8 protein-coding genes are annotated in these 26,898 nt (G+C 72.0%); 1 reads left to right on the top strand and 7 read right to left on the bottom strand.

Annotated elements, in window-relative coordinates:
- The first annotated feature begins 242 nt into the window (after positions 1-242).
- Positions 243-3,392, top strand: coding sequence for a BTAD domain-containing putative transcriptional regulator (locus ABZ919_RS03525; protein ID WP_361242177.1), 3,150 nt, complete (start codon positions 243-245; stop codon positions 3,390-3,392).
- Here ABZ919_RS03525 and ABZ919_RS03520 read toward each other — a convergent pair.
- From ABZ919_RS03520 to ABZ919_RS03490, 7 genes are all read right to left on the bottom strand, one after another.
- The gene (locus ABZ919_RS03520; protein WP_361242175.1) at positions 3,376-4,140 is read right to left on the bottom strand and encodes an ABC transporter permease; all 765 of its coding nucleotides are present in this window, start codon (positions 4,138-4,140) and stop codon (positions 3,376-3,378) included. The two genes, ABZ919_RS03525 and ABZ919_RS03520, sit on opposite strands and share 17 nt — an antisense overlap.
- Positions 4,137-5,075, bottom strand: a complete 939-nt coding sequence (locus ABZ919_RS03515; protein WP_361242172.1) for an ATP-binding cassette domain-containing protein — start codon at positions 5,073-5,075, stop codon at positions 4,137-4,139. The genes ABZ919_RS03520 and ABZ919_RS03515 overlap by 4 nt, the downstream gene beginning before the upstream one ends.
- Positions 5,076-5,195: 120 nt before the next feature.
- Positions 5,196-5,915: an alpha/beta fold hydrolase gene (locus tag ABZ919_RS03510; protein WP_361242169.1), complete on the bottom strand. Its 720-nt coding sequence runs from the start codon at positions 5,913-5,915 to the stop codon at positions 5,196-5,198.
- Between the two features lie 82 nt (positions 5,916-5,997).
- Positions 5,998-9,951: an amino acid adenylation domain-containing protein gene (locus ABZ919_RS03505; protein WP_361242166.1), complete on the bottom strand. Its 3,954-nt coding sequence runs from the start codon at positions 9,949-9,951 to the stop codon at positions 5,998-6,000.
- Between the two features lie 4 nt (positions 9,952-9,955).
- Complete coding sequence (locus ABZ919_RS03500; RefSeq protein WP_361242163.1) at positions 9,956-17,728, bottom strand: amino acid adenylation domain-containing protein; 7,773 nt, start codon at positions 17,726-17,728, stop codon at positions 9,956-9,958.
- An 11-nt stretch (positions 17,729-17,739) separates the two neighbouring features.
- A complete protein-coding gene (locus ABZ919_RS03495; protein ID WP_361242160.1) occupies positions 17,740-25,530 on the bottom strand; it encodes an amino acid adenylation domain-containing protein in 7,791 nt (2,596 codons plus the stop codon).
- A gap of 40 nt (positions 25,531-25,570) precedes the next feature.
- Entirely contained in the window at positions 25,571-26,758 is a 1,188-nt protein-coding gene (locus ABZ919_RS03490) for an NAD(P)/FAD-dependent oxidoreductase (protein WP_361242158.1), read from the bottom strand.
- Positions 26,759-26,898: the final 140 nt, after the last annotated feature.

Here is a 26,898-nt window from a genome sequence, read left to right as displayed (position 1 = left end):
CGTCACATCACCTCCACCGTCACGGACTTGGATCAGCCGGTCAAGACAACTCCGGCGCCGGGGCAGCTCGAGCCGCCGCCGGACCCGTCCTGAGCCGAAGGCGACCTCCCCCGCCTGTCCCGCCGACGGGACGGCCCTGCCCGGCCGGCTTTCAACGGCGCACGTTCCAGCCGGTGTTGTGCCTCCGGAGTCGGCACGTCAGCCGTTGGATGCCTGCCGAACGCCCGTGCCAAAATCAGCGGGTGCAGATCGGGATGCTGGGTCCATTCGAGGTCCGCAGGGGCGACGGCGGCTTGGTCGACGTACCGGGCGCGCGGCTGCGCGGACTGCTGATCGCCCTCGCGCTGAGGCCGGGCCGCGCGGTACCCAAGGCGACGCTCGTCGACTGGATCTGGGGGGAGCATCCGCCGGCCGACGCGACGAACGCCCTGCAGCGCTTGGTCTCCCGGCTGCGCAAGGCACTGCCGGACGGGGTGATCGAGGGGCGCACGGACGGCTACCGGCTGGCCGTGGAGCCCGACGCCGTCGACGCCGTACGGTTCGAGCGCCTCCTCGGTGCGGGCCGGGCCCGCGCCGAGGGCGCCTCCCGGCGGGCGGGGCTGCTGCGCGAGGCCCTCGAGCTGTGGCGCGGGGCGGCCATGCAGGACGTCGGCCTGCAGGACAGCACCGCGTTCGACTCCGCGGTCGCCCGTCTCGAGGGGTTGCGCCTGACCGCCACCGAGGAGCGGTTCGACGCGGAAGTCACCCTCGGACGCGGCGCGGAGGTGGTCACCGAGCTGACCGACCTGGTGGCCGCGCACCCGGTGCGGGAACGGCTCGTCGCCGCGCTGATGCGCGCCCTCGTCGCGGTCGGCCGCGACAGCGAGGCGCTGCTGGTGTACGAGCGTACGCGGACGGCTCTGGCCGACGCGCTGGGCGCCGACCCCTCGCCGGAACTGACCGCGCTGCACGTCGCGCTGCTGCGCGGCGAGCTGGGGCGGCGGGAGGACCGCAGGACCAACCTGCGCGCCGAGCTGACCGCCTATATCGGCAAGGACGCCGATGTCACCGCGGTCCGCGAGCTGATCGCGGGGCACCGGCTCACCACCGTGATCGGGCCGGGCGGCTGCGGGAAGACCCGGCTGGCCACGGAGACCGCGCGCACACTGCTGGGCGAACTGCCGGACGGCGCCTGGCTGGTGGAGCTCGCCACCATCCGCGCGGGCGGCGAGGTGGCCGACGTGGCGCAGTCGACGCTCGCCGGGCTCGGCCTCCGGGACGCCCTGCTCGGCGGCGCCCCGAACGCGGAGCTGACGGACCGGCTCGTCGCCGCGATCCGTGACCGGGAGACGCTGCTGATCCTGGACAACTGCGAGCATGTGATCGAGGCCGCGGCGGTGTTCGCCCACCGGGTGCTCGGGGAATGCCGGCGGCTGCGGATCCTGGCGACGAGCCGCGAACCGCTCGGCATCACCGGGGAGGCACTGTGGCTGGTCGAGCCACTGGCCCTGCCGGCGGCGCACGCGGGCCCGGGCGAGATCGAGTCCTCGCCCGCCGTCCGGCTGTTGCGGGACCGGGCCGGGGCCGTGCGCCGGGATCTCGCGGTCGACCCCCATACGCCGGCGACGATGGCGCGTGTGTGCCGGGCGCTGGACGGCGTGCCGCTGGCGATCGAACTGGCCGCGGCCCGGTTGCGCACCATGTCCATCGACCAGCTCGCCAACCGGCTCGACGACCGGTTCCGCCTGCTGACCAGCGGCAGCCGGACCGCGCTGCCGCGGCACAGGACGCTGCGCGCGGCTGTCGACTGGAGCTGGGAGCTGCTCACCCACGCCGAGCGGGTGGTCCTGCGCAGGCTGTCGGTGTTCTCCGGTGGGGCGAGTCTGGAGGCGGCCGAACGGGTCTGCGCCGGCGACGCCGTCGAGCAGGACCAGGTGCTCGAACTGCTCACCGCGCTGACCGAGAAGTCACTGCTGCTCGCCGAGGGAGACGGCGCCCCGCGCTACCGCATGATCGGCACGATCCGGGAGTACGCCCGGCACCGGCTCGCCGAGGCGGGGGAATCGGACCTGGCCCGCCACGCGCACCTGGCCTGCTTCACCGACTTCGTCGAGACCGCGGAGCCGCATCTTCGCCGCGCCGAGCAGCTGGACTGGCTGACCACGCTGGAGGCCGAGCACGACAACATCGGCTCGGCGATGCGCGGCGCGCTCGCGGCGGGCGAGGCGCAGGCGGCGATGCGGCTGGCGGCGGGCGCGGGCTGGTACTGGTGGCTCAGCGGTCACCGGACCGAGGGCATGGAGCTGATCTACGCGGCCACCAGGACACCCGGCGAGGTGACCGACGAGGTCCGGGCCACGGTGTACGCGCTGGTCGTGCTGTTCGTCAGCTCCGGGCGGGGCGACGAGCACCAGGCAGCGGAGTGGATCCACGAGGCACACCGGTTCAGCCAGCGCAGCCGGCGCCGCAACCCGCTGCTGGGGCTGGTCGCCGCGCTGGAACGCATGCTGCAGGCGCCCGACGCGTTCCTGCCCGCGTTCGAGCCGCTGCTGGACAACGAGGATCCCTGGGTGCGGGCGCTGGCCCGGCTGCAGCTGGGCAAGATGCGGATCGTGCTCGGCCGGGACGGGCGGGACGCGGACGCGTACCTGGAGATGGCGCTCGCCGAGTTCCGGGCGCTCGGCGAGCGGTTCGGCATCTCCTTCGCCCTGACCGAGCTGGCGGACCGGATCGCCGTGCGCGGCGAGTTCGCCGGCGCGTGCGAGCACTACGAGCAGGCGATCGCGGTCGTCACCGAGGTCGGTGCCACCGAGGACGTCATCCGGATGCGGTCCCGGCAGGCCCAGTTGTACTGGCTGCTGGGCGACAAGGAGGCCAGTGCGGCCGCCATCGCCGAGGCGCAGCGGTGCGCGGAGCGGGTCACCTGGCCGGACGCGCTGGCGGAACTGGCCCTGTCGAAGGCGGAACTCGCCCGGTGGGCCGGCGACTGCGAGGAGGCGCACAGGCAACTCGGTGTCGCCACGGCCATCCTGGGCGACGATGCGGGGCAGGCGAACATCCGCGCGGTGACGCACGACCTGCTCGGCTACCTCGCCGACGACCTCGGCGAGGCCCGGACGCACCGCGCGGCGGCCTGCGCGGCGGCGTCCGAGGCGGGACACGCCCCGCTGATCGCGCAGGTGCTGGTCGGGGTCGCCGATCTGGCACTGCGCCGTGACGAGCACGCGCAGGCCGCGCGGCTGCTCGCGGCGAGCGTGGGCGTGCGCGGGCTGCAGGACCGCTCCCACCCGGACGTGGCGCGGATCGAGCAGACCGCGCGCCGCCGCCTCGGCGACGCGCGGTTCGCCGAGGCGGCCGGGGAGGGGACGCGGGCCGGCTGGTCTCAGCTGGTCGAGGTCACGCTCGCTTCTTGAAGGTGGAGACCGCCCATGCGTAGCCCACGACGATGAAGCCGACGCACCAGGCCAGGGCACCGATCGTGTGGCCGGTCGACGGGTGGTCGCCGGCCAGCAGCCCGCGCAGCGTCTCGATGATCGGGGTGAAGGGCTGGTACTCCGCGAACTGCCGCACGCCGGTCCCCATCGTGTCCGCGGGGACGAACGCGCTGCTCAGGAACGGCAGCATGATCAGCGGCACGGTGGCCATGCCCGCGGACTCCACGGTCTTGGCGCCTAGGCCCATGGCGACCGTGAGCCAGCTGGTGCCGAAAGCGAGCAACAGCATGATGCCGATGGCGCCGAGCCACTGGAGGAAGTCGGCGTGCGGACGGAATCCCATCGCGAAACCCACTGCGATGATGGCCGCATCGGCGATCAGACTGCGCACCGTCGTGGAGACGACATGGCCGGCCAGCACGGCGCCGTGGGAGACGTCCATGGCCCTGAACCGGTTGATGATGCCCTTCGTCATGTCGCCGTTCACCGCCGCCGCGGTCGGCCCCAGCCCGTAGGTGATGGCCATCACGAGCAGGCCCGGCACCGCGTAGTCGATGTATCTGCCGTGGACCTTGAAGGCGCCGCCGAACACGTAGACGAACATGAGCATCATCACGAGAGGGAACAGGACCGCCTGGAAGACGGTGACCGGATTCCGGGCCGTGTGCTTGAAGTTGCGGCGCATCATGATCGCCGCGTCGCCGAACGACGTCGAGACACTGCTCACTGGGCCACCGCCTCCGCGCTCGTGTGCCCGGTCAGGGCGAGGAAGACGTCGTCGAGATCCGGTGTGTGCACGGAGAACTCCTGGGCGTTGATCATGTGCTCGTCGAGCCGGTCCAGCAGGGCCCGCAGCGACCTCGACTCACCGTCGCTGGGTACCCGCAGAGTCAGCTCCTGGTCGTCCCGCGTGGACCCGGCCAGGACCCGTGCCGCCGTGTCGAGTTCGTCGAGGTCGGCGAACCGGAGACGGACGTGGGTGCCGGGGATCTGGCGCTTGAGCTCCTCGGGGGTGCCCTGGGCGACCAGGCGGCCCTGGTCGAGCACCGCGATCCGGTCGGCGAGCTGGTCGGCCTCCTCGAGGTACTGGGTGGTGAGGAAGATGGTGGTGCCGTCGGCGACCAGGTCGCGGACGATCCCCCACATGGTGCGCCGGCTGCGCGGGTCCAGGCCCGTCGTCGGCTCGTCCAGGAAGATGATCCGCGGGTTGCCGACCAGCGTCATCGCCAGGTCCAGCTTCCGGCGCATACCGCCGGAGTAGGCCGAGGCCATCTTGTCCGCCGACTCCGCCAGGTCGAACCGCTCCAGCAGCCGCGTGACCACCTGGTCACCGGCGCGCACGCGCCTCAGGTCCGCCATCAGCTGCAGGTTCTCCCGGCCGGTCAGCAGCTCGTCCACCGCGGCGAACTGACCGGTCACGCCGATGACCGCGCGTACGTCCTTGGTCGCGGTCACCACGTCGTGCCCGGCGACGCGCACGGTCCCCGCGTCGGCTTTCAGCAACGTCGTCAGGACGTTCACCGTGGTGGTCTTGCCCGCCCCGTTCGGGCCGAGCATGGAAAAGATCGATCCCGCGGCGACATCGAAGTCGATGCCGTCGAGCACGGCTTTGTCGCCGTATGTCTTGCGCAGCCCGGAAACTGCGATCGCGGAGCTTGTCATGCTTCCACCTTCCCCACCGGGCCTGTCACCCGCCTGACACGTCCCTGACACGACCCGGCCGCGGTGTTCCGCCTGGCCGGAGCAGGGCACGGGCCCGCAGGTGACCGGCCGGTCGCGGCACTAGCGACCGCGGGCGGACTCCGCCTCGATTACGTCCAGCACCTCCCGGCCGAGATCGACCAGGTACATGTGGTCGCCCGGGAACTCCACATAGCTGAACGCACTCGTGGTCGCGTCCCGCCACTGTTGCGCCTCCTCCGCGGTCACCAGGCCGTCGGAGCTGCCCCGCAGCGAGCAGATCGGCACCGACACCGGTTCGTCGGTGCTCGGGACGTAGTTCTCGTGCATCTCGCAGTCGGCCTGCAGTACGGGGAGGATCAGTTCCCGCATCTCCGGGTGGTCGAGTGCCTCGTGCCGGAACCCCGCGAACTCCTCGACGCGGGCGAGGAACTCCTCGTCCGGCAGCCCCGTCGCCCGCCTCTCGCGCTGTGTCCACGGCCCCGGCGAACCACTGACGACCAGCCGCTCGACCTGCACGTCGCGCGTGCTCAGCAGGTGCACCAGCTCGTACGCGAGGACCGCGCCCAGACTGTGCCCGAACAGCACGGTCCGCGCCCCGGGGCCCAGCTGCGCGACGATGTCGTCGACCGAGTTCTTGGCCGCTTCGACGACGTTGCGGTACGGCGTCTCCAGGATCCGCCGCTCCCTGCCCGGCAGTTCGACCGGGACCACCCGCCACCGGTCGCCGGCCGGCGCCCGCCACGGGTGGAAGAACGAAGGTCCTGCTCCCGCGAACGGCACGCACAGCAACGCGGTCCCGTTCCGGTCTTCCACGGACATGCCGGGTTCTGTCACCCCGACCAACCCCCATCATCCATTCGATCGTTCGTTGCACCAGTTCCGGGAGAGAGCTGCCCGGTCGCTACGCCAGCCGGGGGCCGACGACGTCGAAGAACGCGGCCACAGGTGCTGGCATGTGCATTTCGTGGTGCGTGGCGTGCACGTCGTGCACCTCGAGGGAACCGCCGACATACGGCCGCCACGCGTGCGCGTACGACCTCTCCTCGAGCGCCGCGTTGAAATACAGCACATCGCCGCGGTAGACCGGCGATTCGAAATCCATCATGAGGGACGTGTTGTTGGCCAGGACCTTCGACATGGTGTCCAGGAACTGCTGCCGGTTGCCGGTGCGTATGTACCGGCTGAAGTCGTCCTCGAGCTCCGCCCGGAAGTCCGAGGACTCCTTGCCGGCATGGACCTGCATGAACCCGCTGCCCCCCGGCTGGGCGTCCAGGACGGCCACCAGGGCGACCTCGTGGCCCCGCCGGTCGAGCGCGTCCGCGACGGCCTGCACGACGGTACCGCCGTAGGACCAGCCGATCAGGTTGAAGGGGCCTTCCGGCTGGACCTTCAGCATCTGGGTGACGTAGTCGTCGATCATCTCCTGCACCGAGCCCGCCAGCGGCTCCACGCCGTCGGAGCCGCGGGACTGCAGGGCGTACGCCGGCCGGTCCGGCAGGTGCAGCACGAAGCTGTAGTACGCCCAGCCCAGCCCGCCCCCACCGTGGAAGAACCACACCGGCGGCTTCCCCGTACCGGGGTCGCCGTTCAGGGGCAGTACGACCGCGAACGAGTCGGCGTCGTCGTCGGGGACGCCGCCGGCGAGCATCAGCGTGGCCAGCTCGGCCACCGTGGGGTACCTGATGATCGTCCTGATCGGCAGGTCGACGTCGAACTGGTTGCGGACGCGGACGCTGAGCCGGGTGGCCAGGAGGGAGTGCCCGCCGAGCGCGAAGAAGTTGTCGTCGACACCGACGCTCTCCCGGCCGAGCAGTTCGCCGAAGAGGGCGCACAACGTCCGCTCGTAGGAGTTGCGCGGCTCCCGGCCGGCCACGGTGTTCGTGTCCTCGGAGGGCAGGGCCCGCCGGTCGAGCTTCCCGTTCGAGGTCAGCGGAATCTCCGGCAGCGCGATCACCGTGGAAGGCACCATGTAGTCCGGCAGACGCCCCCGCAGGTACTCGGACAGCTCGGCGAGCAGCGGACCGGCCGACGGTTCGTCGTGGTCCCGGCGCCCGTCGTCCGTCCGGACACCGGCATCGGCCACCGCCGCACCGGGCTCGGGCACCACGTAACCCACCAGGCGCTTGTCGCCCTCCTGGTTCTCGCGCACCACCACGGCCGCCTCGGCCACAGCGGGATGCCCGGCCAGCACGTGTTCGATCTCACCGAGCTCGATCCGGAACCCCCGGATCTTCACCTGGGAGTCGGTTCGTCCCACGTACTCCAGCTGACCGTTCCTGTCCCACCGGGCCAGGTCGCCGGTGCGGTACATCCGCTCGCCCGCGTCGCCGAAGGGGCACGCGACGAACCGTCCCGCGGTCAGTTCCGGCCGGCCGTGGTAACCGCGGGCCAGGCCGTAGCCCGCCACGTACAGCTCCCCGGTCACACCGGTGGGCGCCGGCTTGAGGTTCGGGTCCAGGACGTAGGCGCGCAGGCCCGGGACGGCCCGGCCGATCACACTGGCCCGGTGGCGGGCGGCGGAGCGCTCGTCCAGGTCGATGCGGGTGACGTGCACGGTGGTCTCGGTGATGCCGTACATGTTGACCAGCACCGGCGCACCGGGGGCGTGCCGCTCGTACCAGTCCGCAAGGCGGTTCAGGTCGAGGGCCTCGCCGCCGAACACCACGTACCGCAGCGCCAGATCCCGGCCGGGAGCCTGGGCGTCGGCCTGGACGAGCTGGTAGAAGGCCGAAGGCGTCTGGTTGAGGACGGTGACCTGCTCCCGGGCGAGCAGCTGGCGGAAGTCGCCCGGAGACCGGGAGACGTCGAAGGGGACCACGACCAGGCGTCCGCCGTGCAGCAGCGGCCCCCACAGCTCCCACACCGAGAAGTCGAAGGCGTAGGAGTGGAACAGGGTCCACACGTCGTCCGCGCCGAAGGCGAAGCCCTCCTGAGTGGCGCTGAAGAGCCCGACCACGTTGCGGTGCGGGATCAGCACCCCCTTGGGGCGGCCGGTCGACCCGGAGGTGTAGATCACGTACGCCGGGTGCTCGGGGCGCAGGGCGGTGCGGCGCTCGGCGTCGGTGAGGTCCGTGGCCGGCTCCTCGGCGAAGGCTCCGGCCCGGTCGAGGTGGACCAGGGGGAGGGACCGGTCCAGGTCCTGCGCGGCGCCGGTGGTGCTGGTGGTGACCAGCAGGACCGGCCGGGCGTCCTGGAGCATGTAGGCGATCCGGTCGGCCGGGGAGTCGGGGTCGATGGGCAGATAGGCACCGCCCGCCTTGAGCACCGCCAGCAGCGCGACGACCAGGTCCGCCGAGCGCTCCAGGCAGATCCCGACCAGGGACTCGGGACCCACTCCCCGGGCGACGAGGTGCCGCGCGAGCCGGTTGGCCCGGGCGTTCAGGTCCCCGTAGGTGAGCGTGGCACCGTCGCAGACCACCGCGGGCGCGTCGACCCGCTGCGCCACCTGCCGCTCGAACAGCTCGACCAGGGTGACCTCGGGAATGTCGTTGCCGGTGTCGTTCACCTCCCGGACCAGCCGCTCCCGCTCCCCCGCGATCAGCACGTCGACGTCCCCGACGCACAGACCCGGATCGGCGGCCAGCTGCTCCAGCACCCGGACGAGCCGGGCCGCGATCACCTCGGCCGAGTCGCGGTCGAACAGCTGGGTCGCGTACTGCAGATCGCCCCGCAGCGCCCCCGAGTCGTCCACGGCCATGAAGAAGGTCAGGTCGACCATGGCGGTCGACGGGATGGCCTGCTCGAACCTCACCTCGAGCCCGGGGAGCTCGAAGTCCGGCTTCTCGTAGCTCTGCCAGGAGAACATCACCTGGAACAGCGGCTGGTACGCCGCGGAGCGGTCGGGGTTGATCGACTCGACCACCACGTCGAACGGCACGTCCTGGTGCTCGTAGGCCGCCAGCGCCTTGTCCCGCACCTGCGCGAGCAGGTCGGCGAAGGACGGGTTGCCGGACAGGTCGGCGCGCAGCACCTGGGTGTTGACGAAGCATCCGATCAGATCGGCCAGCGCTTCGTCGGTCCGCCCGGCGATCGGCGAGCCGATCGTCACGTCGTCCCCGCCGCTGAGCTTGCCCAGCAGCACCGCCAGCGCGGCCTGCAGGACCATCGACAGGCTCGTCCCGCGCTGCTGGGCCAGATTCTGCAGACCGGCCGCCACCTCCGGTGCCACCACAAGGGGGACCGTGTCGCCGTGCGAACTCGCCTCCGCGGGCCGCGGCCGGTCCAGCGGCAGGCTCAGCGGCTGCGGCACCCCCGCCAGCTCCTTGCGCCAGTACTCGACCTGCGCCGCGGCGAGACTGCCCGGGTCCGCCACGTCGCCGAGCACCTCGCGCTGCCAGCGCGCATAGTCCTGGTACTGCACGGGCAGCGGCTCCCACGCCGGCGCCCGGCCGTCCCGCCGGGCGGTGTAGGCGTCGACCAGGTCGCGCATCATCGGTGCGCTCGAGCTGCCGTCCGAGGCGATGTGGTGGATGACCACGACCAGGACGTGTTCCCGGGCGGAGCAGCGCAACAGAGCGGCTCGGAACGGGAGTTCGGCCGCCAGGTCGAAACGGTGCGATACGGCCTCGCCGATCGCTTCGGTGAGGTCCTCGGGCGTCACCTCGACCACCGGCACCTGCGGCGCCGCCTCCCCCACCGGCAGAATACGCGCGCAGGGCTCGCCGTCGTCGTCGGTCACGAACAGGGTGCGCAGGGTCTCGTGCCGGTCGACCACATCGCGGAGCGCCGCGACGAGGGCGGCCTCGTCCAGGGACCCGGTCAGCCGGAACGCCGCCGATATGTTGTAGGTCGCCGCTCCCCGCTCCAGTTGGTGCAGAAGCCACATACGGCGTTGTGCGAATGACAGCGGAATCATTGCTTCACTCCTTTACGATCATCTGGCGCAGACTGGGGCGACGGGGAGCAGCCGATTCCTCCGACCAGGCGGCGAGCGCGGCCACCGTCGGCAGGTCGAAGATCTTGCGGATGGGTATCTCGATCCCCATCTCGGCGCGGGCGCGGCTGATGAGCCGGGTGGCGAGCAGGGAGTGGCCGCCGAGCTCGAAGAAGCCGTCGTCGATGCCGACCCGGTCGACGCCGAGCACCTCGGCGAACAGCTTGGCCAGGGTCTCCTCGCGGGTGGTGCGGGGCGCCCGGTAGGCGGCGCCGGTGTACTGCGGCTCGGGCAGCGCGGCCCGGTCCAGCTTGCCGTTGGGCATCAGCGGCAGCCGGTCCAGGAGCACGAGGGCGGACGGCACCATGAACTCGGGCAGCCGCTCGGCGACGAACCGGCGGATCTCCTCGGAGCCGGTCGCACCGGAGCCGGCATCACCGGACCCCCTCTCACCCGCCGGCACCACGTACGCGATGAGCTGCTTGCCGATGCCGGTCCCCCGGGCCATGACGACGGCCTGGGCGACCTCGGGGTGCGCGGTGAGCGCGGCCTCGACCTCGCCGGGCTCGACGCGGAAGCCGCGCACCTTGACCTGCGCGTCCCCGCGGCCCACGTACTCCAGTTGACCCTCGTCGTTCCAGCGGGCCAGGTCACCGGTGCGGTACATGCGCGAGCCGGACGGCCCGAACGGGTCGGCGACGAACCGCTCGACGGTCAGATCGGCGCGGCCGTGGTAACCGCGGCCCACGTTCCCGCCGACGTACAGCTCGCCGACCGCGCCCGGCGGCACCGGGTCCAGGCCGGGACCGAGGACGTAGGCCCGCATGTTGCCGAGCGGGGTGCCGACGGGCGCGTTGCCGGAACGCTCCCGCGCATCACCGCAGACGGTGAAGGTGGTGGCGTAGAACGACTCGCTCTGCCCGTAGGCGTTGACGACCCGTACCCCCGCAAAGGCGTCCCGCACCTTCTCGACGAGCGAGGAGGGCAGAGCCTCGCCGGCGAAGACGACCGTCTCCACGCTGGTGCGGCCGGAGATCTGGTCGACGAGTTCGGCGAAGGCGGACGGCACGGTGGAGATGACACCGCCGCTCCAGCCCTTGCGCTCGCCCAGGACCAGCACGTCCCGGACCAGTTCGACGACGCCGCCGGTGGCGAGCGTCGTGAAGATCTCGAACGCCGAGACGTCGAAGTTGACCGACGCGCCCGCGAGGAGCCGCTCGCCCGGCTCCATGCCCAGGCGCGACGCGAGCCGCAGCACGCCGTTGACCACGTTCGCGTGGGTGATGGCGACGCCCTTGGGCTTGCCCGTGGAGCCGGAGGTGTACATGACGTATGCCAACTGCTGGGAGTGCACCGGCCGTTCGAGTCCGGCGACGTCCCCGGACAGGTCGAGCGAGTCGAGGAGGACGTCCGGGGCGTCGTGGTCCGGCAGCACCGGGACCGTCGTGGAGTCCGTCAGGACCAGGCACGGCCGCGCCTCCCCGAAGATGGCCGCCAGGCGGTGGCTGGGGTACCTGGGGTCGACCGGCAGATAGGCGCCGCCCGACTTCAGGACCGCCAGCAGTGCGACCACCAGGTCCGCCGACCGCGGCAGCGACACCGCGACCACCGACTCCGGGCCCGCTCCGCGTCCGGCCAGTTCCCGTGCCAGGCGGTCGGCCCGGGCGTTCACCTCGCGGTACGTCAGCGACACGCCCTCGGCCTCCACGGCGACCTCGTCCGGGGTCCGCGCAGCCTGCGCCTCGACCAGCCCGTGGATCGTGACGTCCGGCGTCGGGACGGCCGTGTCGTTGAACTCGGTCAGCAGCCGGTCGCGTTCGGCGGGCTCCAGGATGTCGACGTGCGCGGCCCGCAGCTCGGGGGTGTCCACCAGCTGCCGCAGGACGCGGACGAGCCGCGCCGCGTACACCTCCACCGCGTCCCGGCCGAAGACACCCCGCGCGTACTGGAGGGTCAGCCGGAGACTCGGTTCGACCACCGCCATCAGGGCCAGCGGATAGTTGGTGCCCGTGGACAGGCGGAGTCCGGTGACGGCGATCCGGTCCGCGGCCTCGGTGGCGGCGCTGAGGCCCTCCTCGTCGACCGGGTACGACTCGAAGACGACGAGCGTGTCGAAGAGCGACTGCAGGCCGACGGCCTGCTGGATCTCCGTGAGCCCGTGGTGGTGGTGCTCCAGCAGACCGGCCTGCCGGCTCTGCAGCCGGGTGAGGAGCCCGGCGAGGGTGTCGCCGGGCGCGTACTCGACGCGTACGGGAAGGGTGTTGATGAACATCCCGACCATCGACTCGACGTCCGTCACGGCGGCCGGGCGCCCGGAGACGGTGGCGCCGAACACCACGTCCTGGCGGCCGGTGAGCCGGCCGAGCAGCAGCGCCCACGCCCCCTGCACCAGGGTGTTGACGGTGATGCCCAACGCGGAGGCGCGCCGGTCGACCTCGCGCGCCAGTTCGCGCGGCAGCGGGACATCGACCTGGTCGAGGCCCTCGTCGCCCGTGCCCGCGGCGCCGGGGGCGAGAAGGGTCGGTTCCTCCAGCCCCTGCAGCTCGGTCGCCCACGCCCGGGCCGCCTCCTCCTGGTCCTGCCGGGCGCGCCAGGACAGGAAGTCGCCGTACCCACGCGTGCTCGGCAGGCCCGTCGGATCGCCGTGGGACGCGTAGAGCAGCAGCAGGTCCCGCATCAGCAAGGGCGTGGACCAGCCGTCGAACAGCACGTGGTGGGCGGTCATCACCAGTTCGGCCCGGCCGGGCCCGAGGACGACGAGGGCCAGCCGGATCAGCGGTGGGGTACCCCGGTCGAAGTGGGTGGCCCGGTCCTGGGTGAGGAACCGCTCGAACGTCTCGGTACGCTCCGCCTCGCCGGCCGCGCTCAGATCGAGGTGCCGCCAGGGCAGGGTCACCGTCCGCGGCACCACCTGCACCACGTCGCCGTCCGCCCGGTCGACGAACGCCGCCCGGAGGTTGGCATGACGTGCCAGCAGCGCCTGCCCGGCCCGGTGCATCCGGTCCGGGTCGACCTCACCGGAGAGGTGGAAGACCATCTGCATGTGGTAGGCGTCGAACGACGCCCCGGCCAGCATGGTGTGGAACAGCATCCCGGACTGCGCCGGGGTCACCGGCCAGACCTCGGTCAGCTTGCCGAACCGGGCCTCCCAGCTGTCGATCTCCTCCTGGCTCACGTCGACCAGAGGGGCGTCGGTCGGGGTGAGCCCGCCGGCCTCGGGCGTCGCGGCGTGCCGGGCCAGGCCGGTCAGTGCCTGGACCCACAGACCGGCCAGCTCGCTCACCTCGTCACGGGAGAGCACGCCGGCCGGGAAGCCGAAGTAGGCGGTCAGCTCGTCACCGCCCGGGGTGGCGGTGGCCACCGCGTTGATCTCGAGCGCCGACAGCACCGGCATGTCCGCGTCCGGCGCCGCGATCAGGTCCCGGTGCGTGGTGTCCGGTGCCCAGCCCAGGCCGCGCAGGTCCTCGGGGATGTCCGCCCCGGAGGACCTGCCGAGGTAGTTGAACCCGATCTGCGGTTCCCGCTGTCCGGCGAGCGCGGGGGCGGTGTCGGGGTTGAGGTGGCGCAGCATGCCGTAGCCGATGCCGTTGTCCGGCACCGCCCGCACCTGTTCCTTGACGGCCTTGATCGCCCGGCCGGCGGCCGGACCGCCGGCGAATGCTTCCGCCACGTCGATGCCGGCCAGGTCCACCCGCACCGGGAACATGGCGGTGAACCATCCGACCGTGCCGGACAGGTCCGCGCCGGGCACGACCTGCTCTTCCCGGCCGTGTCCTTCCAGCCGGACCAGCGTCGACGCCCCGGACACACCCCGCGCCCGGCGCCAGGCCGCCAGGGCCAGCGCCAGCGCGGCCAGCAGCCCGTCGTCGACACCGCCGCGGAAGATCGACGGCACCGTGTCCAGCAAGGTCCCCGTGACGTCCGCCGGCACCTGGACGCGCACCGTGTCCACGGTGCCTGCGACATCACGGGACCGGTCCAGCTCCCGTGCTCCGAGCACGGGTTCGTCCTCGCGCAGGATCTGCTGCCACACGGGCAGTTCCGCCACCCGCTGCGGGGCGGCCGCCTCCTCGGCCAGAGCGTGCGCCCAGCGGCGCAACGAGGTGCCCGGCGCCGCCGGTTGCGGGGTGCGGCCCTCCCGGACCCGCTGCCAGGCGGACACCAGGTCCGGCACCAGGATCCGCCACGACACCCCGTCGACGACCAGGTGGTGCACCACGATCAGCAATCGGTCCGCACCCGTGTCGGAGGTGAACCGCACGAACTGCGCCATGACGCCCGCGTCCGGGTCCAGCCGGCCCGCGGCCGCGTCCAGTTCGGCGTTCACATCGGCGTCGTCGTACGGCACCTCCCGCAGCAGTGCGCCGGCGTCCGCACAGCCGGCCGACTCGATCCACAGGCCCGGCTGCGCCCGGTCGAGCCGTGAGCGCAGCACGTCGTGCCGGTCCAGCACGGCCTGCAAGGTGGCGACCAGCCCGGCACGGTCGATGTCCTCGGGCAGCGTCAGCATCGCGGACATGCAGAACCGGCCGATGCCCCCACCCAGCGCGAGGACGTGCGCCGCCGTCGGCGGCAGCGGAGCCCGGCCCACGCCGCCACCCGGCAGCTCGGCCAGGATCACGCGGTCCTCCTGTTCCCGGCCTTCGACCAGTTCCGCGAGCCGGGCGACCGTGCGGTGCTCGAAGATCTCCCGTGTGCTGACCACGACGCCGCGCGTCCTGGCGCGCGCGACGACCTGGATGGAACGGATGCTGTCCCCGCCGCTGGTGAAGAAGTCGTCGTCGATGCCCACCCGGGGGGCGTCGAGCACGTCCGCGTACACCTCGGCCAGGACCCGCTCCGCCGCGCTGCGCGGCGCCCGGTACTCGGCGCCGGTGAACTGCGGCTCGGGCAGCGCGGCCCGGTCCAGCTTGCCGCTCGCGGTCAGCGGGAGCCGGTCCAGCACCACGAGCAGGGCGGGCACCATGTAGTCGGGTAGCCGCTCGGCCGCGAACCGCCGCAGATCCGCCACGGCGACACCGGCGGGCGGATCCGCGTCGGCGTCTCCGGTGCCCACCGGCGCCACGTAGCCGACGAGTCGCGTGCTGCCGGTGTGGTCCTCGCACACCGTGACCACGGCCTGGCCGATCGCGGGGTGCCGGGCGAGGACCGCCTCGATCTCGGTCGGCTCGACACGGATGCCGTTGACCTTCACCTGGGTGTCGGCTCGTCCCGCGTACGTCAGCCGGCCGTTCGCGTCCCACTGGGCCAGGTCGCCGGTGCGGTACATCCGCGAGCCCGCGGCTCCGAAGGGACAGGCCACGAACCGCTGCGCGGTCGTTCCGGCGCTGCGGTGATAGCCGCGGGCGAGCAGACCGCCGACGTACAGTTCGCCGATCACACCGGGCGGGACGGGGCCGAGGTCCGGCCCCAGGACGTAGGCGCGCATGTGGGCGAGTGGCTCCCCGACCGGTATCGCACCGGTCCGGGCCGGCTGCCGCGGGAGGGTGAACGTGGTGGCGTAGAAGCTTTCGGTCTGTCCGTAGGCGTTGATGACACGCACGTCCGGCAGGACGTCGTGGACCTTGCGGACGAGATGGGCCGAGAGCGCCTCACCGGCGAAGATGACGGTTTCCACGTCCAGTTCGAGGCTGCCGGGGGTGTCGGTGCCGATCTGGTCGAGCAACGCGGAGAACACCGCGGGCACGGCACTGATGGTGGTGCCCGACCACGCGTCGCGTTCGGTGAGTTCGAGCACGTCTCGGACGATCTCGACGCTCGCCCCGGCGGTGAGTGCCGTGAAGATCTCGAACACGGAGACGTCGAAGTTCACGGAGGTCGCGCCGAGCATCCGGGACCCCGCCCCGACATGTGCCGTACGACGCAGGTCCCGTACGCCATTGACCACGCAGGCGTGGGTGACGGCGACGCCCTTGGGGGTCCCGGTCGACCCCGAAGTGAACATCACGTAGGCCAGGTTGTCCGGGCCGGTACGGACATCCGGGGCCGCGGGGGCGGGGCCGTCCAGATCCAGATCGTCGAGGTGAAGCGCCGGCTGCCGGCACCTCGCCACCGTCTGCGCCGTCTCACGAGCGGTCAGCACCAGGGCCGGATCGGCCGTGCCGAGCAGGAGGTCGACGCGCGCGGCCGGGTAGTCGGGGTCGATCGGCAGGTAGGCGCCGCCGGCCTTGAGCACGCCCAGCAGCGCGACCACCAGGTCCGCGGACCGGGGCAGGGCCACGGCGACCAGGACGTCCGGCCCCACACCGTGGTCCCGCAACACCGCGGCGAGCCGGCCGGCGCGGACGTCCAGTTCCCGGTACGACAGCGTCGTCGGTCCGCACACCACCGCTGCCGCGTCCGGCGTCCGCGTCACCTGGGCGGCGACCAGTTCCGGCACCGTGGAGGCCCGGAGCGGCACCGTCGTCCCGTTCACCCGTGCCAGCAGGTCCCGTTCGGCCTCGCTGAGCACGTCCACGCCGCCGAGCCGCACCCCGGGGTCGGCGACCACCTGCCGCAGCACGCGCACATAGCGGTCGGCCATGCTCACGGCCGTGGTGTGGTCGAACAGTTCCGTCGCGTACTCCAGCCGCCCGTAGGCACCTCCGGACGCGTCCGGGACGATGTTGAAGAACAGGTCGAACTTCGCGGTGCCGGTGTCCGCCGCGACGGGGGTGGCCCGCAGCCCCGGCATCTCGATCCGCGGCCACACGAACTGCCAGGCCAGCATCACCTGGAACAGCGGTTGGTAGGAGGTGGTACGGTCCGGGCCGAGCAGCTCCACCAGGCGCTCGAAGGGCACGTCCTGGTTGTCGTACGCGGCGAGGGCCCTGTCCCGCACCTGGTCCAGCAGTTCGCCGAACGACGGGTTCCCCGCCAGGTCGGCGCGCAGCACCCAGGTGTTGACGAAGAACCCGATCAGGTCGTCGAGCTGCTCATCGGCTCGCCCCTCGATCGGGCTGCCGATCGTCACGTCCACCCCGCCGCCCAGCTTGTACAGGAGCACCGCCAGCGCGGCCTGGGCCGCCATCGGTGCCGTGGCGCCGTGGTCCGCGGCCAGCTTGCCGAGCCCGGCGAGCAGCTCGGGTTCCAGTTCGAACGAGACATGACCGCCACGGTGGTCGGCCATCGTCGGCCGGGGCCGGTCCAGCGGCAGCTGCACCGGCTGCGGCACTCCGTCGAGCTCCCGCCGCCAGTACTCGATCTGCTCCGCGGCGATGCTCTGCGGATCGGCTTCGTCACCCAGCAGCTGCCGCTGCCACAGGGTGTAGTCCTTGTACTGCACCGGGAGCGGCGTCCAGTCCGGTGCACCGCCCCGGTGGCGGGCCGCGTACGCCGACACCAGACCCCGGAGGAACGGCGCCATCGACGCCCCGTCCACCGCGATGTGGTGGAACACGAACGCGAGGACGTGCTCCTGCGGGGAGACGCGGAGAACAGTGGTCCGCAGGGGGAGTTCCCTGTCCAGCTCGAAGCCCTCGCGCAGGGCCTCGCGCAGCGCGGCGTCCACCGCGTCGGCCGTCACGTCGACCACCCGGAACTGCAGAGCCGCCTCCCGCGGGGGCAGGATCCGCTGTTCCGGCGTGCCGTCGGCGCTCTCGACGATCAGGGTGCGCAGGGTCTCGTGCCGGGTGACGACGTCCGTCACCGCCGCTGTCAGGGCCGCGGTGTCCAGGGGCCCGTCCAGGCGCAGGACGAACGGGATGTTGTAGGTCGCGGACGGGCCTTCCAGACGGTGGAGGAACCAGAGTCGACGTTGGGCGAAAGACAGCGGAATCATCGACGCTTCTCCTACACGGTCATCTTGCGCAGCTGGGGGCGGTTCGGCTTGGACTTGCGCTGCTGGGTGCCGTCCGGCGTCGTCAGTTCCTCGATCCGAACCGCCAACTGGGCAACGGTCGGATTGCGGAACACCGTCGTGACCTTCATGTCGACGTCGAACTCGTTGCGGATCCGGCCACTGAGCCGGGTGGCCAGGAGCGAGTGGCCGCCGCTGGCGAAGAAGTCGTCGTCGATGCCGACCTCTTCCGCACCCAGCAGATCGGCGAACAGCCGGCAGAGGACTTCCTCGGTGTGGGTGCGCGGCCCTCGTCCGGTCGCCGCCCGGGCGTGGTCGGGGGCGGGGAGCGCGGCGCGGTCGAGCTTCCCGCTCGGCGTCGTGGGGAACGCGGCGAGCGGCACGATCGCCGACGGAACCATGTACTCCGGCAGGCGCTCCCGGAGCAGGTCCGCCAGGGCCTCGACGTCCAGCCCGGCCGGGTCCGCCTTGCCGGCCGGCCTCACGTACGCGACCAGCCGCTGGTCGCCGGCGCGTTCCTCGCGCACCACGGCGACCGCTTGCGCCACGCCGGGATGCCCGGCCAGCACATGCTCGACCTCACCGAGCTCGATCCGGAAACCCCGGATCTTCACCTGGAAGTCGGTTCGACCGATGTACTCCAGCAGGCCGTTCCGGCCCCACCGCACCAGATCGCCGGTGCGGTACATCCGCGCGCCGGGCTCGCCGAACGGGCAGGCCACGAACCGTCCCGCGGTCATCCCCGGCCGGCCCTGATACCCGCGCGCCAGGCCGTCGCCGGCGATGTAGAGCTCGCCCTCCACGCCGCGCGGGGCCGGAAGCAGCCGCGAGTCGAGCACGTACACCTGGGTGTTCCCGATCGGCGTCCCGATCGCCGGGACGCCGGGTCCGGTCTCGACCGTCGCCGTCGTCGACCAGATCGTCGTCTCGGTCGGTCCGTACATGTTGGCCACTTCGGCGGCCTGCTCGGCCAGGGCATCGGCCAGTTGCGCGGGCAGGGCCTCCCCGCCGACCAGGATCCGCAGGCCCCGGGCGCCGTTCGGCTCCTCCATGAGCAGCATCTGCCAGAACGCCGGTGTCGCCTGGACGACGGTGACCTGGTGACGGCGCATCGCCTCCACCACGGCCGAGGGCTGGGAGACGGTCTTCTTCCCGGCCAGCACCACCGCCGCCCCGGAGAGCAGCGGCAGGTACAGCTCCAGCCCCGCGATGTCGAACGCGACCGTGGTCACGGCGAGCAGCCGGTCCGCCGGCGACAGCGGGAACCGCCGGCGCATCGTGGCCAGGAAGTTCGCCAGCGCGCCGTAGGTGACCGCCACCCCCTTCGGGGTCCCCGTCGAGCCGGAGGTGTAGATCACGTACGCGGTGTTGTCCGGCCGGGCGACCACCTCCGGTGCCGATCCCGGACACTGCGGACCATCCACGCCGGCCGGCGCATCGGCGTCGAGCACGAGCGCCGGACGGGAATCCTCGAGGATGTGGTCGATCCGGGAACGCGGGTGTTCCGGGTCGATCGGGACGTAGCTCGCACCGGCCTTCAGCACCGCCAGCAGCGCCACCACGAGCTCCGCGGACCGGGGCAGACACACGGCGACCCGCGACTCCGGCCGCACACCGCGGCCGATCAGCCAGTGCGCCAGCCGGTTGCTCCGCTCGTCCAGCTCGCCGTACGTCAACGACTCGTCCTCGGCGACGACGGCAAGGGCCTGCGGGGTCGCCTCGGTCTGCCGGCGCACGGCCTCCACGAGACCGGGTTCCAGCGTCGGCTCGACCGTGTCGTTCACCTCGTGCAGCAACCAGTTCCGCTCGTCCTCACCGAGCACGTCGACCTCGGCGAGGCGCGTGTCCGGATCGGCGAGAAGCCGCTCCAGCACCCGGACCAGCCGGGCGGCGATCGACTCGGCCGCTTCGCGGTCGTAGAGGTTGTTCTGGTAGTCGAGGGAGAGCCGCAGGTAGGGGTCGGCGGAGTTGAGGGTGAGCGGGTAGTGGGAGCCCGCGAACGGACGGATGCCGTCGATCGTGAACCCCGCCGATGCGTTCGCGTCGACCATGCCCTCGCGGTCGACCGGGTAGTTCTCGAACACCACGATCGTGTCGAACAGGGCGGGCAGCCCGACGTCGCGCTGGATGTCGGCCAGCCCGTAGTAGTGGTGGTCGAGCAGCGCGGTCTGCCGCCGCTGCAGCTCGGTGATGACGTCGCCCAGGCTCAGGTCCGGCCGGCAGGCCACCCTGATCGGCAGGGTGTTGATGAACAGGCCGACCATCTCGTCCGAGCCGAGCAGGTCCGCCGGACGGCCGTTGACGGCGGCCCCGAACACCACGTCCTGCTGCCCGGTCAGCTTCGCGAGCAGGATCGCCCACGCGCCCTGCAGGAGCGTGTTCAGCGTGACCCCGAGTTCCGCGGCACGCCGGGCGAGTTCACGTCCCTTGTCGATCGACAGCGGCACCTCGACCCGCCCGAGAGCGGTCGCGGCCTCCTCGAGGGGGGTCCTCGGGGCCACGAGGGTCGGCTCTTCGAATCCGGCGAGCTCGGCGGCCCACCGGGCGGCCGACGCCTCCCGGTCCTGCGTGAACAGCCAGGCCAGATAGTCGCCGTAGCCGCGGACCGGGGGAAGGTCGCGGGTCCCGGAGTACAGCCGGACCAGATCGGTGATCACCATGGGCGACGACCAGCCGTCGAACACGGCGTGATGCGCCGTGATGACGAGCTTCGCCCGCTGCGGCCCGCAGGTGAGCAGGGCCAGCCGGAACAGCGGCGGCCGGGCGGGATCGAGTTGGTCGGCCCGGTCCTCGGCGAGGAAGCTCTCGAGCGCCGCGTCCTGCTCGGCTTCGCCGTGCCCGGACAGATCGATGTGCCGCCACGGCATGACGACGTGTTCCGCCACGACCTGCACCGGATCGCCGCCCGCTCCGGTGACGAAAGCCGAGCGCAGGTTCGGATGCCGCTCGAGCAGTGCCTGCCCGGCGGCCCGCATCCGCGCCGGATCCACGTGCCCGGACAGATGCAGCACGAACTGCATGTGGTAGACGTCGAAGGAGCCGTCGGCGAGAGCCGCCTGGAACAGGATCCCGGCCTGCGACGGTGGGCTCGGCCACACCTCGGACAGCCGGCCGTAGCGCTGCTCCCAGGCCTCGATCTCGTCCTGCCGGACCGGGACCAGCGGGGCGTCGGAGGGTGTCAGACCGCCGATCCCCGGCCGTGCGGCGTGCGCGGCCATGCCGTGCAGCACCTCGACCCACAGCTCGGCGAGTTCGCAGGTCCGCTCGCGGGACAGCACCCCGGTGGGGAACATGAAGGCCGCCTGCAACCGGGTGCCGTCGGCGGTGTCCGTGGCGACCGCGTTGACCTCCAGCGCCGACAGTGCGGGCAGGTCCGGGTCGGGCGCCGGGATCAGCTCGGTGGACCAGGACGCCGGTCCCCACCCGCCCGCACGCAGGTGCTCGGGGACGTCCGAGTCGGAGATCCGGCCGAGGTAGTTGAAGCCGATCTGGGGCACCGGGAGGCCGTCGAGCTGCGCGGCGGTCTGCGGGTTGAGGTGGCGCAGCAGTCCGTAACCGACGCCCTTGTCCGGGACCCCGCGCAGCTGCTCCTTGACCAGCTTGACCGCCTTCCCGGCCGCGGAGCCGCCGGCCAGCACGTCGGCCAGGTCCACCCCGCTCACGTCGACCCGGGCCGGGTACATGCTGGTGAACCACCCGACGGTCCGGGAGAGGTCGGCCCCGGGGACCACGTCCTCCTCGCGGCCGTGCCCCTCCAACCGGACCAGGGTCGAGCGGTCCGCGCCGCGCCACCGGTTCACCGCCAGGGCGAGCGCGGCGAGCAGCACATCGGTCCCGGTGCCCTTGAACGCCGCGGGGAGCCCGGTCAGCACCGCCTCGGTGACGTCGGCGGGCAGCTGCACCCGTACGGTGTCGACCGTGGACATCACATCCACGGCCGGGTCGAACGCCCGGGTGCCCAGCGGGGGGTTCGGCGCGGTGAGCACGTCCCGCCAGTACGCCAGTTCCGCCTCCCTTTGCCGGGTGAGCGCCTCGGTCTGCAGGGCCGACGCCCAGCGGCGGGCCGACGTCCCGACCGCGGGCAGCTCGGGCTGCCTGCCGGAGCGGACCTGCTGCCACGCCTCGGCCAAGTCCGACATGAGGATGCGCCAGGACACCCCGTCCACCACCAGGTGGTGCAGCACCACGAGCAGCCTGCCCGCACCCGACTTGGCGGCGAACCAGACGAAGTCCGCCATGGTCCCGGCCTCCGGGTCGAGTCGCCCGACCGCGTCGTCCAGCTCCGCCTTCGCCGCCTGGAGCGAGGACGGCTCGTCCCACCGGTCGTCGCAGGGAACGCGGCGGATCAGGTCCGCCGCCCGCACGGTGCCCGCCGGACGCACGACGAGGGAGAGCTTCTCGCCGCGCACCAGCTGCGCGCGCAGTAGGTCGTGCCGGTCGAGCACGGCGTCCAGTGTCGCGGCGAGCCCGCTCGCGTCGATGCCCGCGGGCAGCTCCAGCGCCATCGCCATGGCGAACCGGTTCGTCCCGCCGCCGTGTTCGAACACCTGCCGTGCCACGGGCTGCAACGGCATCGGTCCGACGCCGCCGCCCTCGTCCTCCGCGAGCTCGGGAACCCTGTCCTGGCGGTCGGCCGCGACCTCGGCCAGCCGCGCCGCCGTGCGGCACTCGAAGATCTCCCGGGTGGTCAGGTGCAGGCCGCGGGCCCGGGCCCGCGCGACCACCTGGATCGACCGCAGGCTGTCCCCGCCCACCGCGAAGAAGTCGTCGTCGATGCCGACCCGGTCCACACCGAGCACGTCGGCGTAGGCCGCGGTGATGATCTCCTCGGCCTCGGTGCGCGGCTCCCGGTAGGCCTCGCCCAGGAACTCCGGCTCGGGCAGCGCCGAGCGGTCCAGCTTGCCGGTCGGCCCGAGCGGCAGCCGGCCGAGCACGACGAATGCCGACGGCACCATGTAGTCGGGCAGCCGTGCCGCGACGAACTTGCGCAGCTCGGCGGCCGAAGCACCGGCCTGCACGTCCACGTCGCCGATACCGCCGGCGCCGTCGTCACCGACGGCCCCCTCGCCGGTGTGCACCACGTACGCGACGAGCCGCCGCCCGCCCGAGGGCGCCTCCCGGCTGATCACCACCGCCTGACTGATGCCGGGGTGGGCCACGCAGGCCGCTTCGACCTCGGCGGTCTCGATGCGGAAGCCGCGCACCTTCACCTGGCCGTCGGCCCTGCCGACGCACTCCAGCCGGCCACGTCCGTTCCAGCGGGCCAGGTCGCCCGTGCGGTACATCCGCTCGCCCGCGGGACCGAACGGGTTCGCCACGTAGCGCTCGGCGGTCAGGCCCGGCCGGCCGTGGTAGCCGCGGCCCAGGCAGGTCCCGACGACGTACAGTTCACCGATCACGCCCTGCGGCACCGGGGCGAGGCCCGGACCGAGGACGTAGGCGCGCATGTTCCCGAGCGGGGTGCCGATGGGCGCGACGTCGCTCTCCGCCCACTCCTCGGACGCCGCGAGGGAGAACGTGGTGGCGTAGAAGCTCTCGCTCTGCCCGTAGGAGTTCACGATCTGCGCCCCGGGCAGGGCCTCGCGCACCTGCCGCACCAGCCGGGCCGGGAGCACGTCGCCCGCGAACACGACCGTGCGCACGTCGGTCGTCCGCTCCAGGTGACCCACCAGTTCCGCGAGCACCGAGGGGACCGCGCTGATCACCTGGCCGTCCCAGCCGTCCCGCTCGCCGAGCACCAGCGCGTTCGGCACCACCTCGGCCGTGCCGCCGGTGGACAGGGTGGTCAGCAGTTCGAAGACCGAGACGTCGAAATTGACCGAGGTGCCGGCCAGCATCCGCCACCCGGGCGGCGCGTCCAGCACGCGTACCAGCTCCCGCACGCCGTTGACGACGTTGCGGTGGGTGATCGCCGCGCCCTTCGGCTTGCCCGTGGAACCGGAGGTGTACATGACGTACGCCAGGTTGTCCGGAGCCAGCGGAGCGGTCCGGGCCGCGTCGTCCGGCGCCCCGGCGGGCGAGTCCCATGACGCCCGGTGGTCGAGGTGGACGGCCGAGATGTCGCTCGGCGGCAGGTCCTGCCACGTCCCGGTGTCGGTGACCGCGAAACGCGGAGCCGCCTCGGACAGCACGCTCTCCGCCCGCCCGCTCAGGTACTGCGGGTCCATCGGCAGGTATCCGGCGCCGGACTTGAGGATCCCGAGCAGGCCGACCACCAGGTCCTCCGTGCGCGGCAGCGCCAGCACCACCAGGTCCTCCGGCCCGGCGCCGCGCCGGACCAGCTCCCAGGCGACGCTGTTCGCCCGGTCGTCGAGCTCCCGGTAGGTCAGCGTCCGGTCGGCGCACACGATCGCCGGCGCCTCCGGCGTCCTGGCCACCTGGCCTTCGAACAGCTCCGGGATCGTCAGCTCGGACACCGCTGCGGCCGTGTCGTTGAACCGGGTGAGCAACCGGTCCCGTTCGCCCGCGTCGAGCACGTCGATGCCGGCGATCCCGCACCCCGAGTCGGCCACGAGCCGGCCCAGCACGCGCACGAACCGGTTCGCGATGCCCTCGGCCGTGTCCCTGTCGAACAGGTCGGTGACGTACTCCAGACGGCATTCCGCCCCGCCCGAGCCGTTCGGGATCATGTCGAAGAACAGGTCGAACTTGGACGTCCCGGTCTCGAGCCGCTCGGCCCCGACGTCGAGGCCGGGGAGTTCCAGGTCCGGCACGGGCGGTTGCCAGGAGAGCATCACCTGGAAGAACGGGTTGTAGGCGGTGGACCGGTCCGGGTTCAGCAGCTCCACCAGCCGCTCGAAGGGCATGTCCTGGTTGTCGTACGCGGCCAGGGACTTCTCCCGTACCCGCTGCAGCAGTTGGAGGAAGGTCGGGTTCCCGGAGAGGTCGACGCGCAGCACCCAGGTGTTGACGAAGAACCCGATGAGGTCCCGGAGTTCCTCGTCGGTGCGGCCCGCGATCGGTGCGCCGATGGGCACGTCGTCACCGCAGCCCAGGTGGTGCAGGAGGACCGCCAGCGCGGCATGCATGACCATCGACACCGTGGTGTCCGCCTGCGCGGCCAGCTTCTCCACGGACCGCAGCAGGTCGGGGTCGACCGAGAACCGGACCAGGTCGCCGCGCTGGCTCATCACCTTCGGCCGCGGGCGATCGGTGGGTATGGCCAGCGGCTGCGGCAGATCGGCCAACGCCTGCCGCCAGTACTGCAGTTGCCGGGCCGCCAGGCTGTGCGGATCGGACTCGTCACCGAGCACGTCCCGCTGCCACAGCGTGTAGTCCGCGTACTGCACCGGCAGCGGCTCCCATGCCGGGGCCCTGCCCCCGCTGCGGGCCGCGTAGGCGGTGGTGAGGTCGCGGAACAGCGGCCCGAAGGACTCCCCGTCCACGGCGATGTGGTGCGCGACCAGCACCAGGGTGTGCTCCCGCGGCCCGCACCGCACCAGCCTGGCGCGGATGGGCACGTCGGCGGCCAGATCGAAGGTGGCGGTGGCCACCTCGTCGACCGCCGCCGCCCGGTCCTCCTCCGCGACCTCGACGACCGGCAGGTCGAACGGCCTCTGCGCGGAGGGCAGCACCTGCTGGTGCGGGACGCCGTCGTCGTCCTCGACGATCACCGTGCGCAGGGCCTCGTGCCGGTCGATGACATCGCGGAGCGCCGCCTCCAGCGCACCCACGCTCAGCTCACCGGTCAGCCGCAGGGCGAAGGCGCCGTTGTAGGTCGGCGAGGGACCTTCGAACCGGTCCACGAACCACAGCCGACGCTGCGCGAACGACAACGGGATCATTGTGTCTCCAAATCGGCGGAACCAAGGAGCAAGTCGTCAGTCAGCTCTGGTCGAGCAAGGTCAGGAGGTCGTCGTTGTAGAAGTCGTCGATGGAGCAAGCCCCCGACAGCGTCGAGAAGTACCGGTCGATCTGCTCCTGGTGCCCGACCAGTTTCCGCAGCATCTCGACCCGCCCCTCGGGCTTGAGCTCGGCCACGTTGAGCGCGCCCTGGTAGTGGTTGAGGGCTTCGTTGCTCAGCTCGTTCTCGTAGCGCCTCAGCGCCGCCTTGAGCGCGGCGTCGTCGTGCAGCCCGTCCCCGATGTACTCGGTGAGCGTCTGGGCCTGCACGAAGGCCTCGGTGATGCCCCGGGCGGTGATGGAGTCCTTGTGGTTCACCGCGTCGCCGACCAGCACCCAGCCCGGCCCGAAGGCCTTGCGGAAGAAGTTCTCCTGGTGCCCCGTGCCGTACAGCTGCTCCACGCGCCGGCCCGCGGACATCCGCTCGTACAACTCCGGTGCCGTCGTGCGGAAGGCATCGAGGTAGGCGGGTTCCACCGCCTTGCGGACCTCGGAGAAGTCCTCCTGCGGGAAGTAGGCCATGAGCAGCGTGAGGTCGTCGTTGGTGGGGAGGACACCGATCCAGCGCCCCGGCCGCTCGTACAGCTCGAAGTGCGCCGGAACCCCGGCCCAGTAGCTGTAGTAGGTGCAGGTCATCCGCGGGTGCTCGACGACGTTCTGCGCGCCGGCCTTGCGGGCCACCAGCGATCGCATGCCGTCCGCGCCGACGACCAGGCGTGCCCGGTCCGTCGCCTCGGCGCCGCCCGGGGTCGTGTAGCGCACCCCGACGACCCGGTCACCCTCGAACACCAGGTCGTTGACCGCGCACGACTGCCGGAACTCCACGCCGGCCGCCACGGCACCGTCGGCGAGGACCGGGTCGAGCACGTACCGCCTCGGCGCGTACGTGGTCCGCAGTCCGTCGATGGGCAGGGAGAAGCCCTCGATGCGCACACCGGGCCCCTCGTAGCTCTCGTGGGTGATCGGCTGGCAGCCCGTGTCGCGGATCCTGTCGAGCAGCCCCCAGCGATTGAGGAGCGCCACGCCCTGCATGTGGATGTAGTGCGAGGACAGCGTGTCCTGCGGGAAGCGCGCTTTCTCCAGGAGCAGGACGCGATAACCCTGCTGCGCGAATAGCATGGCCGTCGGCGAACCCGCACAACGGGCACCTATGACAATCACGTCCCACATGGCGCCTCTTTTACCAGGTAGTTTTTTCGTCCAACACGGCCGCAGCCGGAAAAGTCATGGTGATCGAGATGGTGCTGTGTTGCGTCTCGCCGGCGAGACGCAACCACACACAGAACCGGCCCCACCCACAGGAGATATGT

Origin of the sequence: Streptomyces sp. NPDC046759 (assembly GCF_040645475.1) — a bacterium.
Lineage (GTDB): Bacteria > Actinomycetota > Actinomycetes > Streptomycetales > Streptomycetaceae > Streptomyces.
The sequence above is the reverse complement of the archived record's forward strand: the minus strand, read 5'-3'. Positions and strand labels throughout refer to the sequence as shown.

What these genes read in the sequence shown, in the direction of transcription:
- ABZ919_RS03495 (WP_361242160.1), bottom strand. Translation starts at nt 25,530, where the DNA reads ATGATCCCGTTGTCGTTCGCGCAGCGTCGGCTGTGGTTCGTGGACCGG.
- ABZ919_RS03515 (WP_361242172.1), bottom strand. Translation starts at nt 5,075, where the DNA reads ATGACAAGCTCCGCGATCGCAGTTTCCGGGCTGCGCAAGACATACGGC.
- ABZ919_RS03500 (WP_361242163.1), bottom strand. Translation starts at nt 17,728, where the DNA reads ATGATTCCGCTGTCTTTCGCCCAACGTCGACTCTGGTTCCTCCACCGT.
- ABZ919_RS03490 (WP_361242158.1), bottom strand. Translation starts at nt 26,758, where the DNA reads ATGTGGGACGTGATTGTCATAGGTGCCCGTTGTGCGGGTTCGCCGACG.
- ABZ919_RS03505 (WP_361242166.1), bottom strand. Translation starts at nt 9,951, where the DNA reads ATGATTCCGCTGTCATTCGCACAACGCCGTATGTGGCTTCTGCACCAA.
- ABZ919_RS03510 (WP_361242169.1), bottom strand. Translation starts at nt 5,915, where the DNA reads ATGTCCGTGGAAGACCGGAACGGGACCGCGTTGCTGTGCGTGCCGTTC.